Here is a 16350-nt window from a genome sequence, read left to right as displayed (position 1 = left end):
AGGAATTGCGGCGTGAGTGACATTCCCGGCGGGCCGATGGCCAACCGGCCGGTCCACTTCATCTGGCTGCTCGACTGCTCGTACTCGATGCAGGGCGAGAAGATCGCCAAGCTCAACTACGCGATCAGAGAAGCCGTTCCGGAGATGCGGTCGGTGGCCCACGACAACCCCGCGGCCCAACTCCTGTTGCGCACGGTCACCTTCTCCACCACCGCGCAGTGGCACCACCAGACCCCCGTCCCCGTGGACGACTTCACCTGGCAGGACGTCCAGGTCGACGGCATGACCAACCTCGGTGAGGCGCTGCACCTGGTCGCGCGGGAGCTGCAGACCCCGCCGATGCCGCAGCGCGCGCTGAAGCCGGTGCTGGCGCTGGTCTCCGACGGCGTGCCCACCGACGACTGGAAGGCGGGCCTGAAGGCCGTGGACGCCACCCCCTGGGGCCGCAAGGCGGTCCGGGTGGCCATCGCGATCGGCACGGACGCGGACCGCGGGGTGCTCCAGGAGTTCCTCGGCAACCCGGAGCTGCAGCCGCTGGACGCCAACAGCCCCAAGCAGCTGGCGGCGGCCATCCGCTGGGCGTCGACGGCGGCGGTGAAGGCGGCGTCCCAGCCGGTCGCCGGCGAGGGCTCCGGGCCGAACATGGCGAAACAGCCGTACGCGCCGCCGGTGCTGGACGACGACGATGACGACGACGTGTGGTGACGCTCGGGGTGCGACGGTGGGAGACGCTGGCCGGCACCGTCCAGGGGGTCAACAAGCGGCGCAACCAGGACTGGCACGAATGCCGGGGCACCGGCTCCGCGGCGGATCCCCTGGTCCTGGCCGTGGCCGACGGGCACGGCTCGGCGGTGCACGCGCGCAGCGAGCTGGGCGCGCGGTTCGCCGTGGACCGGTTCGTGTCCCTGGCCGCCCACTTCGGCCGGGTGGCGCACGACTGCCATGAGCCGGGGCGGCTGGCGCGGCTGATGACGTACGCCCGGGACGACTTCCCGCGTGCCCTGGTGCACGAGTGGCGGCAGGCGGCCCTCGGCCACTGGGACCGGAACCGCCCGGTGGTGGAGGAGGCCGCCCGGGAGCCGGGGCCCGAGGAGAAGCTGGTCCTCTACGGCACCACGCTGATCGGCGCGGTGCTCACGCCGTGGCTGTTCGTGGCCTGGCAGCTCGGCGACGGGGACCTCGCGGTGGTCGAGCACGACGGCACGCTGATCCGGCCGCTGGCGCCCGCCGTGGAGGACCTGGGCGACGAGACCGAGTCGCTGTGCGGGCGGGAGGCGTGGCGGTCGATGCGGATGCACTGGGCGCCGGTGTTCGAGGAGGCGCGGGCGCCACGGCTGGTCGTGCTCTCCACGGACGGCCTCTCGAAGAGCTTCGCGTCAGCCGACGGCTACCCCGAATTCGTCACGGGCCTGTCCGCCCGCCTCACCGAGGAGGGCACCACGAACGTCCGCGACTCCTTGCCCACCTGGCTCACCCAGGCCTCCCACTACTCGGGCGACGACACGACGCTGACGGCGGCGGTACGGGTGGGGGAGGGTGCGGGGGACCCGGTGGATCCGGATCCGGGAGATCCGGGGGAGGCTCCGGTGGGTCCAGGAGAGGCATTGGTGGATCCGGGAGAGGCTTCGGTCCCGGCGAGCGCTGCGGCACCGGCAGGCGATTCCGCGTCGGTGGGCGCACGGACACCACCCCCCGGTCCGGTCGGGAACGGTGTGGACATGGAGAGGAACACGGAGACGTAGATGAGCGGCATGCTCGATGGCGGGGTGCGCCTCGCGGCGGAGAACGGTGACGATGTCGAGATCCTCGACTTCCTCGGCGCGGGCGGCCAGGGCGAGGTGTACCGGGTGCGGACGCCGGACGGGGAACGGGCCCTGAAGTGGTACTACCCGACCTGCGCGACCGCCGAGCAGGAGGCGATCGTACGGGAGCTGGTGACCCGGGACTTCGCGGACGACCGGTTCCTGTGGCCGGAGGCCTTCGTGCCGGCGCACCGCGGCTCGTTCGGCTATCTGATGGGGCTGCGCCCGGACCGCTACAAGGGTCTTCCGGCGCTGTTCCGGCGGCAGTTGCGCACCAGCCCGCGCGCGCTGCTGACGGCCTGCCTGTACACGGTGGAGGCGTACCAGGCGCTGCACTCGCGGGGCATCGCCTACCGGGACATCTCCTGGGGCAACATCTTCTTCGACCCGGACACCGGTGACGTCCTGGTCTGCGACAACGACAACGCGGTGGTGGAGGGCGACGCCAGCGGCATCTCGGGGACCATGGAGTTCATGGCGCCGGAGCTGGTGCGCGGGGATCCGGGTGCGCGCCCGGGCACCCAGTCCGACCTCCACTCGCTCGCCGTACTGCTGTTCATGCTGCTGATGAACCATCATCCGCTCAAGGGCAGGCGGGAGTTGGGAATTCATTGCCTGGACGAGGCTGCTGAGCGCAAGTTGTACGGCAAGAGCCCGCTGTTCGTGTTCGACCCGGCGGACGACGCCAACGAGCCCGACCCGATGGAGCACGCGACGGTGCTGGCCACCTGGGACGCGGCGGCGGAGAAGCTGCGGGACCTGTTCCGGCGCTCGTTCACGATCGGGCTGCGCGATCCGGCGGCCCGGGTACGGGAGTCGGAGTGGCGCGACGCGCTGCGGGCGGTGCTGGACGCGGTGGTCGAGTGCGCCTCGTGCGGGCGGCAGAACATGACCGAGCCGGGCGAGAACCCGCCGCCCCGGGACTGCTGGGGGTGCGGGGACCGGCTGGTGCTGCCGCCGAGGCTGACGGTGACCACTCCCCCGCCCCGCACCGAGCACCACATCCGGCTGCGCCGCGGGGCCCGGGTGCAGGACCACCATCTGCTGCCGGAGCCGGCGCGGCACGACTGTTCGGATGCGGCGCTCGTGGCGGAGCTGGTCGAACACCCCAAGAAACCGGGGCGGTTCGGGCTGGCCAACCGCTCGCGGCAGACCTGGGCGGGTACCCGCACGGACGGCACCGTGCAGCAGGTCGAGCCCGGTCAGACGGTGCCGCTGCGCTCGGGTCTCGACCTGGACCTGGGCGGCGGCGTACGGGCGGTGGTGCGGGCGCGGTAGCCCACGGGGCCCCGCGGTGGCGGGGCCCCGGCCACTCGCCCTGGCTGCCTACAGGCCCATGGCGTGCAGGAGTTGCTGGGTGAAGGTGAGGCTGGCGGTGCCGGCCGACGCTCCGATGGCGATCGTCTCCAGCGCGGAGCGGATCTTGCCCCGGTTGGGCGGCAGACCGTCCTCGGCGGACAGTGCCAGTTCGCCCTGGATGATCTCCCCGCTGCGCACGAGTCCCGGGTACTCGGCGTGCAGCGCCTCGGCGAGCCGGTCGGCGACCTGCATCAGGGTCGCCAGGTCCGGGGTGGACTGGTTGATCTGGATCTGGCCGTGGTCACCGAAGTTGGCCGGGCCGTTGACGTTTCCGAAGTTGTAAGTACTCATGTCCTGTCCTTGCTCGCGAGCATGACGAGCCGTCAAATGACTGGGGTCTCATGGCTTCGGCGCGGGCTGGCCGGATCCCGCGGGTCCGGGCGCGCCCTGGGCTCCCGGACCGCCGTGGGGTCCGGGGCCCTGCTGCCCGCCCAGGAGGACCGTCCCGTGGGCGCCGAAGTTGCTGGGACCGCTGACGTTACCGATGTTGTACGTCTGTGTGTTGATGACCTGGACGGCCTTGTCGAAGGAGCTGGTGTCGATGTTGTGGTCCCGCAGAAACCGTTCTGTCGCGGTCAGCACGCCCTGCTGGAGCCGGAACAGGAAGTCCTGCGCGTCGATGCGGTCGGCGTAGCCGGCCTCGTCCCACGCGCCGAGGTCCTCGCGCAGGCTGCCGGTGGCGCCGTAGTCGTGCCGGACGTGCTGTTTGGTGATCGCCCGGCGGGTCTTGGCCAGCGCCCGTGCGTGGTCGCGTTCCCAGCGGCGGCGCCGGAGTATGCGGCCGAGGGCTCCGCGCAGTTCGGGGCCGGTGCGCCGGGTGGCGTACCGGACGAGGTCCCACCAGCGTTCGAAGGGGGCCACCGGCAGCCGGTCGACGCGGTAGAAGCGGCCGTCCAGCGGCGGTATCGCGTAGGCGGCCACCTCCCAGGTGAGGCTGGGCGGCTGGAGTATGGCCCGCAGGTACATGGAGACGACGAGCCGGCCGCCCTCGCCGATGCGCTCCAGGCACAGGTGGGTGCGCATGCCGGCGCCCGGTGTCCGCAGGCCGGCCTGCACCAACTGGCTGGGTATCTGGGCGCCGGGCCGCCGGGTGCGGTCGGGGACCAGCTCGGCGATGAGGTGGGCGTTGCTGCCGAGGACGTAGAGCCGGTTCCTGGCCCGCAGTCCCTGCAGGCCGGAGATGCCCTCCATGTGGCGGGCCACGTACGTGTGCAGGTCGATGACGTCGAACGGGCGCAGCGGGAGTTTTCCGCCGCCCGGGGCGTCAGCGGGCCTGCTGATGTCGATGGGCTGCCAGACGACCTCCTTGATCTTCTCGCCGCTGCCGACGAACGGCTTGGTGTAGGCGGCCTCGTCGGCGTAGGGCAGGACGTTGGCGCGCTTCAGCTCGTGCAGCGCGGCCTCGGCCGCGGGTTCCACGGGGGGTGCCGTCTGTTCGGGCTTCGCCCCGGCGAGGAACACCTCCCGTGCCGTGTCACGGCTCTTGGCCTCGTGGTGGCGGACCAGGGCCCAGGCGCTCGCGCATACGCCGAGAGGGCCGAAAATCGCCACCCATCCGAGTGACCGGTGTCCGTTGACCAGGCCCCAGAGCCCGACGAGAAGGGCGATGGGTAAGGCCGCCTGGAGGCAGGCGAGCCGGCGGTCGAGACCGGCGCGGCGGCGGGTGGCCACGCGCGCGTGGCGAGCGAGGGCGACGAAGTTGATGCCGAGGCTCAGCCCGAGGGCGTTCAGCCGGTCGCCGGTGAGCATCCGGTCGACGTAGAGGGCGAAGTCGTCGTCGAGGTGCGCGGAGGCGCTCAGGCGCCGGGTCACTCCGTCCTTGCGGTACTGCGGCAACGACGGCAATGGTCTGCCCGTCATGCTCATCCGTCCCCCTCATGCCGTCCGCGCGCTTCACCCTAGGGACAACCCGGCGCGTCTGTCGCGCGGTTCGGTGAGCCTGGCCATCCGGGGGGCCGGCGTGTGGTATCGGCCGCCGCGGTCCGGCGTTCCCCTGTGACGTCGGACCGCGGTGGCGTCTCGTTCTGCGTCCGCCGCGGCCCCGGTGTCACAGCTGGACGCGCCAACTGCCCACCGAGGGTCGCTTATCGGCCAATCTCCGGGCCGTACCGATCCCGGTGCCGCGCGGGCGTTCCGGCTCGGCCACGACGTCGAGCCGGGCGCCCGCGCCGAACGTGAGGGCAGCCAGTCGGTGAGGTGGGCGACGGCCGCGAGGTGCGGCCCGGTCCGCCTCGAACCGTGCGGCCGGCCGCTGCCCGGTACCCGCCGTGAAGCCGGCCGCCCCGTGCCCTCGTCGTCCCCCCGTGCGCTACCCGTCGTACCCCTGCGCACTGGCCGCCGGTGATCACCGACGCCGTACCGGCCGGAGGATCAACCGCCGTTCCGTACCGCCTCGTCGGCCAGCCGGTCCAGTTCGGCGAGCGGCAGTGAGCCGGCTGCCCTGCCCTCCCGCGCGAACCGGTTCGCGAGGCGCTGCAGCAGTGCGTTGAGCGGGGTCGGTACGCCGTGCAGCCGGCCGAGCAGGACGATCTCGCCGTTGAGGTAGTCCGCCTCTATCGTGCCGGTGCCGCGGACGAGGGACTGCCAGGAGGAACCGCCGCCGCGCGGGGCCCCGTCCAGCGGGACCAGGGTGACCTTGTCGCCGCGGGCCGCCTGCTGCTCGGCCGTGCTCGCGTACGGGATCCCGGCGGCGTCGAGCACGGCCTCCCCCTCGGCCCGTACGCGCGCGAACAGGGCCTGGGCCTCGTCGCTCGCCAGGGGTCCGCTGACCGCTTCGAGGGCGTTGCCGAGGTTCCCGAGCAGCTTGGCGTACTGCCAGCGGGCCACGTCGGGCACGACGGGCGCCTCGAAGTGCGCGTCCGCGAGGTCGGCGGCGATCCGGCGGGCGGTGTCGTCGGTGCCGTGCGGGGCGCGGCCGAGGTGCAGGACGCCGGTGAGCGGGGTGCCGGCGGCGGAGACGACGCCGGGTTCCACGAAGGTGGACGGCAGCCAGACGCAGACGCCGTACACCTGCCGGAAGCGGCGCAGCGCGAGACGGCCGCTCTCCACGCCGTTCTGCAGGCAGACGAGCGGCAGCTGTTCGGCCGCCGTGCCGCCGCCCTCCACGGGTATGCCGGCCCAGGTCTCCAGGGCGGCCACGGTGTCCTGGGTCTTCACGGCGAGGACGAGGACGTCGTCGGCGCGCAGTGCGCCGAGCGGCTCCGGCCCGTCGACGGCGGGCAGCCGGTACGTCAACTCCCCCTGGGGGACCCGCAGGCGCAGCCCGTGCTCGCGGAGGGCGGCCAGGTGCCGGCCGCGGGCGACCAGGACGACGTCGCGCCCGGCCTGGGCGAGCCGGCCGCCGACGGCGCCGCCGACCGCCCCGGCTCCGATGATGATGTAGCGCATGGCCGAGAGCCTCGCACACACGTCGGAACGCGCCGCATCCCCGGTGCCCTGACGTGCGGCCGTCGTGCCCCGTGGGGGCGGGCACGACGGCCGCGCCCGCGCGCGGGGCGGGCTGCGCGAAACTCTGGCCGATCACCGGGGGCCCGGGCAACCTCTACACGCACCTGTGACTTGTTCGACAAGGTTTCGCAACCCCGAGAGGCACCCCCGAGAACCGGCCATAGATGTAAGGGGCCACAGTCCTCCCCAGCGATGATCCGAACTTCGCACACTTCACCGGGCAGTACGACGAGATGTCTTTATCCGGCCCCTACTGTCGAACCCGAGCAAGTGAAGACGTGGCGGCTGGGGGCCGTCACCGCACACGAGGGGGAAGACCCGTCATGGGGAACACAAAGGTGCGGGGGCTGGCCGCCCGTGCCGGCGGCTGGAGCGCCCGGCACCGCTGGGCGGCCGTCGGCATATGGGTGCTGTTCGTCGTCCTGGCGATGGGGCTCGGCTCGGCGGCGGGCCGGGCCGACGTGGACCAGGGCGACCAGCTGAAGGGCGAGACACACACCGCCGCGAAGATCATCGACGACGCCGGGATCAAGGAGCCGGCCTCGGAGACCGTCCTGATCCAGGCCAAGGGCAGCGCGGTCAAGGCCACCGGCGGCGAGTTCCGCGCGGCCGTCGCCGATGTCGTCGAGGCCGTCGAAGGCACCGGGAAGGTCACCGGTGTGACCTCGCCGTACGACACGCACACCATCTCCCGCGACGGCCGCAGCGCGCTGGTCCAGTTCGATCTGCGCGGTGACGCGGAGACGGCCGCCGACCGGATCGAGCCGGTGCTGGACGCCGTCGCCGGGGTGCAGAAGAAGCACGACTCGCTGCGGATCGAGGAGATCGGCGGCGCCAGCATGCAGAAGCAGTACAAGGACGCCTTCGGGGACGACTTCCAGCAGGCCGAGTACTCGGCGGTGCCGGTGGCGCTCGGCATCCTGCTGATCGCGTTCGGCGCGCTGGTGGCCGCGCTGCTGCCGGTGGCCCTGGCGATCACCGCGATCATGGCGACGATGGGCCTGATGGGCCTGGTCAGCCACCTCCAGCCGATGAGCGACACCGCCAGCTCCGTGATGCTGCTGGTCGGTATGGCCGTCGGCGTCGACTACTGCCTGTTCTACCTGCGCCGCGAGCGCGAGGAGCGGGCGGCCGGCCGGGACGCGGGCACCGCCCTCCGGATCGCCGCCGCGACCAGCGGCCGGGCGATCATCGTCTCCGGTGTCACGGTGTGCGTGGCGATGGCGGGCATGCTGTTCACCGGGCTCGCCGAGTTCGAGGCGATGGGCCTGGCCTCGCTGATGGTGGTGGCGGTCGCCATGGTCGGCTCGGTGACCGTGCTGCCCGCGCTGCTGTCGCTGCTCGGCGAGCGCGTCGAGAAGGGCCGCCTCCCGTTCCTGGGCCGCCGGCGGCGCAGGCAGGGCGCGGACTCGGGAAGCCGGTTCTGGACCGCTGTGCTGCGGGGCGTGCTGGCCAAGCCGCTGATCTCGGTCGTCGTCGCGGCGGGCGCGCTGCTGGCGATCGCCGCGCCCGCGCTCGGCATGAAGACCCAGCAGCTCACCCTGGACCAGGAGTTCGGCGACTCGCTGCCCATCGTGCAGACGTACAACCGGATCAACGACGCCTTCCCGGGCGGCAGCGAGCCGGCTCAGGTCGTCGTCAAGGCCAAGGACATCAACTCCCCCGAAGTGCGCCGGGCACTGGCCGACTTCAAGAAGCAGGCGGTCGCCTCGGGCGCCTCGCGCGGCCCGGTCGACATCAAGCTGTACGACGCGCAGAACGTGGCGCTGGTCTCCGTGCCGCTGGTCGGCGGCTCCGACCTGGACGAGGCGACGAAGAGCCTGCAGAAGCTGCGCGACGAGGTCCGGCCGGCCACGCTCGGCAAGGCCGACGGCGTACAGGCGCCGGTCACCGGGCAGGTCGCCGGCAACCATGACTTCAACGACCAGCTGATGGGCTCGGTCCTGCCGGTCTTCGCGTTCGTGGTCGTCTTCGCCTTCCTGCTGATGCTGCTGTCGTTCCGCTCGCTGACCGTCGCGATCACGTCGATCGTGCTCAACCTGCTGTCGGTGGCCGCCGCCTACGGCATCCTCGTCGCCGTCTTCCAGCACGGCTGGGGCGCCTCGCTGGTGGGCGCGGAGGGCGTCGGTGCGATCGTCACCTGGCTGCCGCTGTTCCTCTTCGTGATCCTGTTCGGGCTGTCGATGGACTACCACGTCTTCGTGGTCTCCCGGATCCGCGAGGCCCGGATGCGGGGCCGTACGACGAAGGACGCGATCCGGCACGGCGTGGTCACCACGGCCGGGGTGGTCACCAGCGCCGCGGTCATCATGGTCGCCGTGTTCGCCATCTTCGGCACGCTGTCCATGCAGTCCATGAAGCAGATGGGCGTGGGCCTGGCCGCGGCGGTCCTGATCGACGCCACGATCATCCGCGGGGTGCTGCTGCCGGCGGTGATGGCGCTGCTCGGCGAGCGCAACTGGTACCTGCCGAAGTGGCTGCACCGGCTGCCGGACCTCACGCACGACGAGGCGCCGGAACCGGCCGCGCCGCCGGTGCCGGACCGGGGCGAGCGGCTGACTGTCTGATTCCGCCCGTTGACGCAGGGCCCGTTGGTTCCCGGGGGAACCAACGGGCCCTGTGCCGTCCTCTGGTTGTCCGGACACGTACACCGAGCACGGGGGAGGAACCACATGGACCGGCGGAATCTGCTGAAGGGCGCCCTGGCGGTGCCCGCGGCCGGGCTGCTGACCGCGGCGCCCGCGCACGCGGCTGGGGCGGCGGCGCCTCCGGCGTTCGACGTGCTCATCGGGGACGTGAACTCCGGGAAGGTCTTTCTCTTCGACCGCAACAAGCCGTTCACCGACGCCCACATCAAGTGGCAGCTGAACCCGGTGGGTTCGGGCCATCCGATGGAGCACCGCTTCCGTGACACGAACGGCGACGGACAGATCCTGCTGGCCGTGACCGGCACCCCGAGCAGCGGGACGGCGAGCATCTACCGGCGCCGGGACAAGAAGCTGCTGTGGTCCGCGGACATCCCCAACTACCCGCACTCCATCGAGCGGGCCCGCGGCACCGGTGTCGTCGTGGTCGCCGGGCGCAGCAAGGGGCCGGGCGGCGGTGAGGCCAAGGGCGGCAGCCTGCACGTCTTCCGGCCCACCGGCAGCCACAGCGGCTCGCTGGTCCGCGCGGGCTCGCCGATCCCCTTCGACCAGGCGCACGGCCTGCTGTGGGACCCGCAGCTGGAGCGGATGTGGGCGGCGGGCGGCTCGGTGCTGAAGGCGTACCGGATCGTGACGACCGCGAACTCGGCCAAGCTGGTGGAGGACACCGATCGCCGGCTCACCGGCTTCCACCACCCGCACGACCTGCAGCCGGACTACCAGCAGCCCGGCCGCCTCCTGGTCACCGACACCAACGGCGTCTACGCGGTCGACAAGTCGACGATGACGCCGACCACCCTGCACACCCGCAAGCTGGTCAAGTCGTATGTGCGCCACTCCTCCGGCGAGCAGATGTGGACGGGCGCGGTGCCGGGCGGCAACGACTTCGGGACGAAGTACGTCCACTTCAACGTGAGCGGGGTGCCCCGGGCCCGGGAGGGGGCGGTGATCTACAAGGCCCGGCTCGACACCACCGCCTACCTCTGACGGCCGCCTAGGCCCTGTCGGGCAGTTCGGCCTCGATGAGGTCGGCCGCCCGGCGGGTGCCGCCCTCCTGGGCCATCTCGGCCCGGACCTCCTTGAGCCGGCGCGTGACCTCCGGGTCGTCCACCAGGGCGAGGGCGGCCTCGCGGAGGCGCTCGGCGGTGGCCTCCTCGGCGGGCAGGTGCCGGGCGACACCGAGCCCCTGGAGCATGTCGGCGTTGCCGAACTGGTCGACGGCCTGCGGTACGGCGATCATCGGCGTGGCGGTGGCCAGCCCCTCCTGGCTGCCGCCGGCGCCCGCGTGCGTGACGAACAGGTCGGCCTGGCGCAGGATCGCCAGCTGCGGCACCCAGTCGCGCACTTCGACGCCGGCCGGTACGTCGCCCAGCTCGGCGCGGGTCACATGCCGGCCGACCTGGAGGACGAGGTGCCAGCCGGGCAGGTCGGCGAAGGCGCGCACGCACTCCCGGTAGAACGCGGGCTGCCTGGTGAAGGCCGAGCCGAGCGACACCAGGACGACCTTCTCGGCCCCGGCGGGCCGCTGCCAGTCGCCCTGGTCGGCGCGGTCGCCCTGGCAGGCTCCGACGAAGGTGTGGACGCGTTCGTCCACCCGGTCGGCGTGCGGCTGGAGCGCCTTCGGGATAAGCACCAGGGAGCGCGGCGGGCGGCCGGCGAAGGAGTCCGGGTGCTCGGTGATCCCGTTCTCCGCCAGCCACGCCTCGAACCGGGCGTAGTAGGCCTGGCCGCGCTCGGTCTGCCGCGGCTCCTTCCACATCGGCTCGGCCACCTCCTCCTCGTAGCCCTCCCAGGCGACGAGGTTCGGGGAGAGGGAGATCGCCGGGACGCCCCAGCGGCGGGCGAGGACGCGGGCCGGGTAGGAGGCGATGTCGTGCAGGACGAGGTCGGGGGTGTCGCCCGCGTAGGCCTCTATCAGCTGCGGGAGTGCCTGGATCGCGTCGGCCAGGAACGGCTCCACGTTGTCCAGCAGGGTGGTCCCCCAGGCCTCCGGGTCGGCGTCGGGGCCGGGCAGGGTGGAGGTGTAGGGCACGGGCCGGGCCCCGGTGGCGGCCACCTTCTCGGCGAAGACCGGCGGAATGGCGTACGTGACCCGGTGGCCCCGGGCGACGAGTTCCCGGATCACCTCCAGGCTGGGGTTCACATGGCCGTGCGCGGCGATCGAGAACATGGCGATATGGGCGGGTGCGGTCTTGTGCGCGGTCATGAGCACGAGACTAAACAAGACGATACGTCTCGTCTAATCGATTTCCCGTGCCGTACGCCCCGATTCGCGTTGCCGGTCGCTCAGCGCTGGTAGCGCGCCAGCACCAGGTTGCCGTCCCGTTCCAGGCGGCGGCGCAGCTCGGCGAGGCCGATCGCGCCGCTGTAGTACTCCTGGTAGGCCGGGGTGGCCACCTTGTCCTTCCACTCCGGGTAGCCGCGCACGGACTGCGCGGGCGCCGGGCGGAGCCGGGTCGCGAGGGCGGTGCCGGTGGCCCAGCCGTTCTCGGCGGTGTGCAGGGCCGGGTCCCGCAGCGCCTGGGTGCCGGTGGGCAGCATCCAGTCGCCGAGGGCGAGGCGGACCGTGTTCTTCGGCCGCAGCAGGAAGTCGATGAACGCGACCGCCTCCCTCTTGTGCGGGCAGTCGGCGGAGACGGACAGGGTCTGCGGGCTGACGCCCTGGGTGAGCCCGTCGGCGCCCGCCGGGGCCGGCAGCACCTCCCAGCGGAAGCCCTCGGGGGCCTGCTGCACGATCTGCTGGCGGTAGGAGAAGCCCAGCGGGACCATCGCGTACCGCCCGGCGAAGAAGCCGGGCAGGGTGTCCGAGCCCCCGCTGCCGAGCGTCGACGCGGGGGCACTGCGGTCGACCGCGATCTGGTCGTGGACGGTGCTCGGCACGACCGCGTCGCCGGCCGTGAACCGCACGGTGACCTTGCCGTCCGCACCTCGGTGGAAGAGCCGCCCGCCCGCCGACAGGGACAGGTTGAGCGTGGCGGAGACGGGCTCCTTCAGCGGCCAGGCCACGCCGTACGTCCCCGGTCCGCTGAGCTTCTTGGCGACCTGCCGGAACTCCGCCCAGGTCCAGGGGTGTTCCGGCGTCGGTATGCGCACCTTCGCCGCGCGCAGCCGGCGGGCGTCGGCGATCAGCACCCGGGGCTCCTGGAGGAACGGCACGCCGTAGACACCGCGCCCGAACGTGGCCGTCTGCCAGCTGGTCCGCGGGATGTCGGACCTGAGCCGCGCGGGCAGCAGTCCGGTGAGGTCGGTGAGGTAGCCGCCGTAGGCGAAGTCGGCCAGGTCGTCGGAGGCGTCATGGATGACGTCCGGGGCCTCACCGCCCTCGAAGGAGGTGAGCAGCTGGTCGTGCACGCTGTCCCAACTGCCCTGGACGTACTCGACCTTGACGTCCGGGTGGCTCGCGTTCCACTCCTTCACCAGCTCCTTGTTGGCGGCGACGGACTCCTGCTGCCAGGCCAGGGACTGGAAGCGCAGGGTGATCGGGCCGTCGCGGTGTCCCGGTGCCGAGCAGCCCGCGAGGAGCAGGAGGACGACGAGTGCCTTGGCGAGGGTGCGCATCAGCTCTTCACCGCCCCGGCGAGCAGGCCGCCCGTGATCCGCCGCTGGACCAGCGCGAAGACGGCCACGGAGGGCAGGGTGGCGAGGAACGCGGCGGCGGCGAGCGGGCCGAGGTCGGCCACGCCCTCGGCGCCGATGAAGTGGGTGAGGACGACCGGGAGGGTCTGTCTCTCCGGGCTCTTGAGCAGCACCAGCGCGAAGAAGAACTCGTTCCACGCGGTGACGAACGCGAACAGGGCGGTCGCCGCGATGCCGGGCGCGAGCAGCGGTGCCGTCACCGACACGAGTGTCCTGAGGCGCCCGGCTCCGTCGACGGCCGCCGCCTCCTCCAGCTCGGCGGGCACCGCCCGGACGTGGCCGACGAGCATCCACAGCGCGAACGGCAGCGCCCACACCACGTACACCAGCACCAGTCCGGTCAGCGAGTCGATCAGCCGCAGGTTCTTCAGCACCAGGAACAGCGGGATGATCACCAGCACGAAGGGGAACGCCTGGCTGACCACCACCCAGCCCGAGGCTGCCCGGGCCAGCCGGGTGCGGTGCCGGGCCATGACGTAGGCCATCGGGGTGGCGATCAGTACGGCGACGACGGCGGTGCCGAGCGCCACCAGCAGGGAGTTGAGGGCCGCGTGCGCCAGCGGCTGCTCGGCGAAGGCCTGCCGGACGTTGGCCAGGGTGGGGTGGCGCGGGATCCAGCTCGGGTGCAGGCTGCCCAGCTCGCGCGGGGACTTGAGCGCGGTGGACAGCAGCCACAGCAACGGGAAGGCCAGGAAGAGCAGATACGCGAGCAGGGCGGCGTACTGGCCGGCGCGTGCCGTTCGGCGGGTCCTCATGCCTCGTCACCGCCTCGCAGCCGTCCGGCCAGGAACACCGCGAGCAGGATCGAGACCACCGCGACGAGCACACAGCCCATCGCCGCGGCGTAGCCGAACTGGCCGTAGCGGAAGGCCTCTTCGTAGGCGAAGAGCATCGGCAGCCGGGTCTTTCCGCCGGGGCCGCCGCTCGTGAGCACATAGACCAGGGCGAAGGAGTTGAGGTTCCAGATGAGGTTGAGTGCGGTGATGGCGAGGGCCACCGGCCTCAGCGCGGGCCAGATGACCGTGCGGAAGCGGCGCCAGGCGCCCGCGCCGTCGACCGCGGCCGCCTCGTGGAGTTCACGCGGGACGTTCTGCAGTCCGGCGAGCAGGGCGACCGTGGTCTGCGGCAGGCCCGCCCAGACACCGACGACGATGACCGCGGGCAGCGCGGTGGCCAGGCCGCTCAGCCAGTCCCGGCCGGAGCCGAGGCCGAGGTCGCGCAGTGTCTCGTTGAGGACGCCCGCGTCCGGGTTGTAGACGAGCCGCCACATGATGCCGACGACGACCTCGGGCATCGCCCAGGGCACGATCGCGAGAGCGCGGGCCAGGCCGCGCAGGCGTAAGTCCTCGTTGAGCAGCAGGGCGAGGCCGAGCGCCAGCAGGAACTGGGGCACGGTCACGCCGATGGCCCAGACCAGTCCGATCCGGAACGATTCCCAGAAGAGGGTGTCGTGCAGCAGGTCCTGGAAGTTGAGGGTGCCGATCCAGCGGGTGGCGGCCGTCCGGCCGGACTGGGCGTCGGTGAAGGCCAGCAGGATGCCGTAGAGCAGCGGGCCGACGCTGAGCACGAGGATCGGGATGAGGGCGGGCAGGACCAGGAACCATGTGCCGCGATCGGCGATCCGGCGGCCGGCCCGCCGCCGCGTTCCCACCGCTGGAGTCCGCGCCTCGGCCACTGATGTCACGGAATCAGCCCCTTTGCCTGCTCCGGTTGGCGTGTTCATGGTCGTGAAGGCCCGGCACCTCGTCAAGGGACCGCGCACGGCGGCCGACCTGTGCGAATGCGAGACTGGCCGAGGACCGGACACACGGCACGGGACGAGGGCACGGAGGCACCAGGATGGACGAGGCACGCGCGCGGGACGTACTGGCCGCGGCGGGAGTGCTGCCGGGCCCGGCCCGGGACGCGCGGCTCCTGGCCCTCGGCGAGAACGCGGTGTTCGCGGCCGGCGACGTGGTGGTCAAGGTGGGCCGGGACGCCGAGCTGCTGCCGCGGGCCGAGCGCGAGCTGGCCATCGCCGGCTGGCTGGCCGAGGCGGACGTACCCGCCGTGCGGGCGGCCGAGCCGAAGCCGCTGCTGGTGGACGGCCACCCGGTGACCGTGTGGCACCGGCTGCCGGATCCGGTGCGGCCCGCCGGGCCACGGGACCTGGCCGGACTGCTGCGCAGGGTGCACGCCCTCCCCTCTCCCTCGTTCGCGTTGCCGCCCCGCGATCTGCTCGGCGGCGTGGAGCGCTGGCTGCGGCTCGCGGGCGACGCCGTCGACCCGGACGACGCGGCCTACCTGCGTGCGCGCCGCGACGGTTTCGCGGCTCGGGCGGCGGCGCTGACGCCGCGGCTGACGCCGGGGCCGATCCACGGCGACGCGCTGCCCCGCAATGTGCACGTCGGGCCGGACGGGCCGGTCCTGGTCGACCTGGAGACCTTCTCCGCCGATCTGCGCGAGCACGACCTGGTGGTCATGGCTCTCTCCCGCGACCGGTACGGGCTGCCCGCCGAGGCGTACGACTCCTTCACCGAGGCGTACGGGTGGGACGTACGCGAGTGGGAGGGCTGCGCCGTACTGCGGGGCGCCCGGGAAACGGCCAGTTGCGCATGGGTGGCCCAGCACGCCCCGGCCAACCCGAAGGCGCTGGCCGAGTTCCGCCGCCGGGTGGCGTCCCTGCGGGACGGGGACGAGACCGTGCGGTGGTATCCGTTCTGAGCGTGCCCGGTGTCTACGCCGGCTGGCCCTCGGTCAGCTCCCGGAGGGGCCACGTGCCGTCGATCACCGCGTCCGCCTCCCCCTTGCGCCGCAGGAACGCCTGGAAATCCGCCGCCCATTGCGCGTACCACTCGATCTGGCGGCGGTGCAGTTCCGCCGGGCCGAGGGAGGCGATCTTCGGGTGGCGGTCGGCTATCGCGGAGGCGAGCCGCGCCGCGGCGAGGGCGTCGGCCGTGGCGTCGTGGGCCGCGTCGAGGACTATGCCGTACTCGGCGCAGACCGCCTCCAGATTCCGCTTTCCGCGGCGGTAGCGGTCGACCCAGCGGTCGATGGTGTACGGGTCGATGACCGGGGCGGGCGGGGCGCCGCCCAGCCGGTCGGCGAGGGACGGCAGGCCGTGGCGCCGCAGCTCCGCGGAGAGCAGGGTGAGGTCGAAGGCCGCGTTGTAGGCGACGACCGGGACTCCCGCCGTCCAGTAGGACACCAGGACGTCCGCGATGGCGTCGGCCACCTGGTCGGCCGGGCGGCCCTCGGCCGCCGCGCGTTCGTTGCTGATCCCGTGCACCGCGACCGCGTCGGCCGGGATCTCCACGCCCGGATCGGCCAGCCAGTCCCGGCGCCCCATGGGCTCACCGGCCCTGACCTCGATCACGGCACCCGTGACGATGCGTGCCTCACGCGGATCGGTCCCGGTCGTCTCCAGGTCGAAGCCGATCAGCAGCTCCCGGTGCCAGCCCATGGGCGGCCCCCCTTCTTGG

Annotated in this window: 14 protein-coding genes; 6 read left to right on the top strand and 8 right to left on the bottom strand. The window is 72.5% G+C overall.

What is annotated here, in order from left to right:
- Positions 1-36 precede the first annotated feature (36 nt).
- Genes ABZ937_RS05450 through ABZ937_RS05440 form a run of 3 tightly spaced genes read left to right on the top strand, consistent with a single transcriptional unit; the run spans position 37 to position 3080 of the window.
- A complete protein-coding gene (locus tag ABZ937_RS05450; protein ID WP_361686128.1) occupies positions 37-705 on the top strand; it encodes a tellurium resistance protein in 669 nt (222 codons plus the stop codon).
- Between the two features lie 8 nt (positions 706-713).
- Positions 714-1742: a PP2C family serine/threonine-protein phosphatase gene (locus ABZ937_RS05445; RefSeq protein WP_361685925.1), complete on the top strand. Its 1029-nt coding sequence runs from the start codon at positions 714-716 to the stop codon at positions 1740-1742.
- Entirely contained in the window at positions 1743-3080 is a 1338-nt protein-coding gene (locus tag ABZ937_RS05440) for a protein kinase (protein WP_361685923.1), read from the top strand. It abuts the gene before it with no gap.
- Positions 3081-3128: 48 nt separating this feature from the next.
- On the opposite strand, the gene ABZ937_RS05435 is transcribed toward ABZ937_RS05440, so the two are convergent.
- The 3 genes from ABZ937_RS05435 to ABZ937_RS05425 form a co-directional block, all read right to left on the bottom strand.
- A complete protein-coding gene (locus ABZ937_RS05435) occupies positions 3129-3452 on the bottom strand; it encodes a hypothetical protein (protein ID WP_361685921.1) in 324 nt (107 codons plus the stop codon).
- Between the two features lie 48 nt (positions 3453-3500).
- Positions 3501-5021, bottom strand: a complete 1521-nt coding sequence (locus ABZ937_RS05430; RefSeq protein WP_361685919.1) for a hypothetical protein — start codon at positions 5019-5021, stop codon at positions 3501-3503.
- A gap of 510 nt (positions 5022-5531) precedes the next feature.
- Complete coding sequence (locus ABZ937_RS05425) at positions 5532-6548, bottom strand: 2-dehydropantoate 2-reductase N-terminal domain-containing protein (RefSeq protein ID WP_361685917.1); 1017 nt, start codon at positions 6546-6548, stop codon at positions 5532-5534.
- 383 nt (positions 6549-6931) lie between these two features.
- Here ABZ937_RS05425 and ABZ937_RS05420 point away from each other — a divergent pair, with 383 nt between their 5' ends.
- A complete protein-coding gene (locus tag ABZ937_RS05420) occupies positions 6932-9175 on the top strand; it encodes an MMPL family transporter (protein WP_361685915.1) in 2244 nt (747 codons plus the stop codon).
- A gap of 105 nt (positions 9176-9280) precedes the next feature.
- Positions 9281-10240 (top strand): DUF6528 family protein, encoded by a 960-nt coding sequence (locus tag ABZ937_RS05415; RefSeq protein WP_361685913.1) that lies wholly within the window; start codon positions 9281-9283, stop codon positions 10238-10240.
- Positions 10241-10247: 7 nt separating this feature from the next.
- Here the strand turns inward: ABZ937_RS05415 and mgt are convergent, their stop codons facing one another.
- From mgt to ABZ937_RS05395, 4 genes are all read right to left on the bottom strand, one after another.
- On the bottom strand, positions 10248-11459 hold the full coding sequence (gene mgt, locus ABZ937_RS05410) for a macrolide-inactivating glycosyltransferase (protein ID WP_361685911.1): 1212 nt from the start codon (positions 11457-11459) through the stop codon (positions 10248-10250).
- Positions 11460-11539: 80 nt separating this feature from the next.
- Positions 11540-12811, bottom strand: a complete 1272-nt coding sequence (locus ABZ937_RS05405) for an extracellular solute-binding protein (protein ID WP_361685909.1) — start codon at positions 12809-12811, stop codon at positions 11540-11542.
- Entirely contained in the window at positions 12811-13644 is an 834-nt protein-coding gene (locus tag ABZ937_RS05400) for a carbohydrate ABC transporter permease (RefSeq protein WP_361685907.1), read from the bottom strand. Before ABZ937_RS05400 ends, ABZ937_RS05405 begins: the two co-directional genes overlap by 1 nt.
- Entirely contained in the window at positions 13641-14564 is a 924-nt protein-coding gene (locus tag ABZ937_RS05395; RefSeq protein ID WP_361686126.1) for a sugar ABC transporter permease, read from the bottom strand. Before ABZ937_RS05395 ends, ABZ937_RS05400 begins: the two co-directional genes overlap by 4 nt.
- A 164-nt stretch (positions 14565-14728) precedes the next feature.
- Here ABZ937_RS05395 and ABZ937_RS05390 point away from each other — a divergent pair, with 164 nt between their 5' ends.
- Complete coding sequence (locus ABZ937_RS05390; protein ID WP_361685905.1) at positions 14729-15592, top strand: aminoglycoside phosphotransferase family protein; 864 nt, start codon at positions 14729-14731, stop codon at positions 15590-15592.
- Positions 15593-15605: 13 nt separating this feature from the next.
- Here ABZ937_RS05390 and ABZ937_RS05385 read toward each other — a convergent pair whose 3' ends face one another.
- On the bottom strand, positions 15606-16331 hold the full coding sequence (locus ABZ937_RS05385) for a 3'-5' exonuclease (protein ID WP_361685903.1): 726 nt from the start codon (positions 16329-16331) through the stop codon (positions 15606-15608).
- Positions 16332-16350: the final 19 nt, after the last annotated feature.

It is taken from the genome of Streptomyces sp. NPDC046727, assembly GCF_040645635.1.
Lineage (GTDB): Bacteria > Actinomycetota > Actinomycetes > Streptomycetales > Streptomycetaceae > Streptomyces.
The sequence above is the reverse complement of the archived record's forward strand: the minus strand, read 5'-3'. Positions and strand labels throughout refer to the sequence as shown.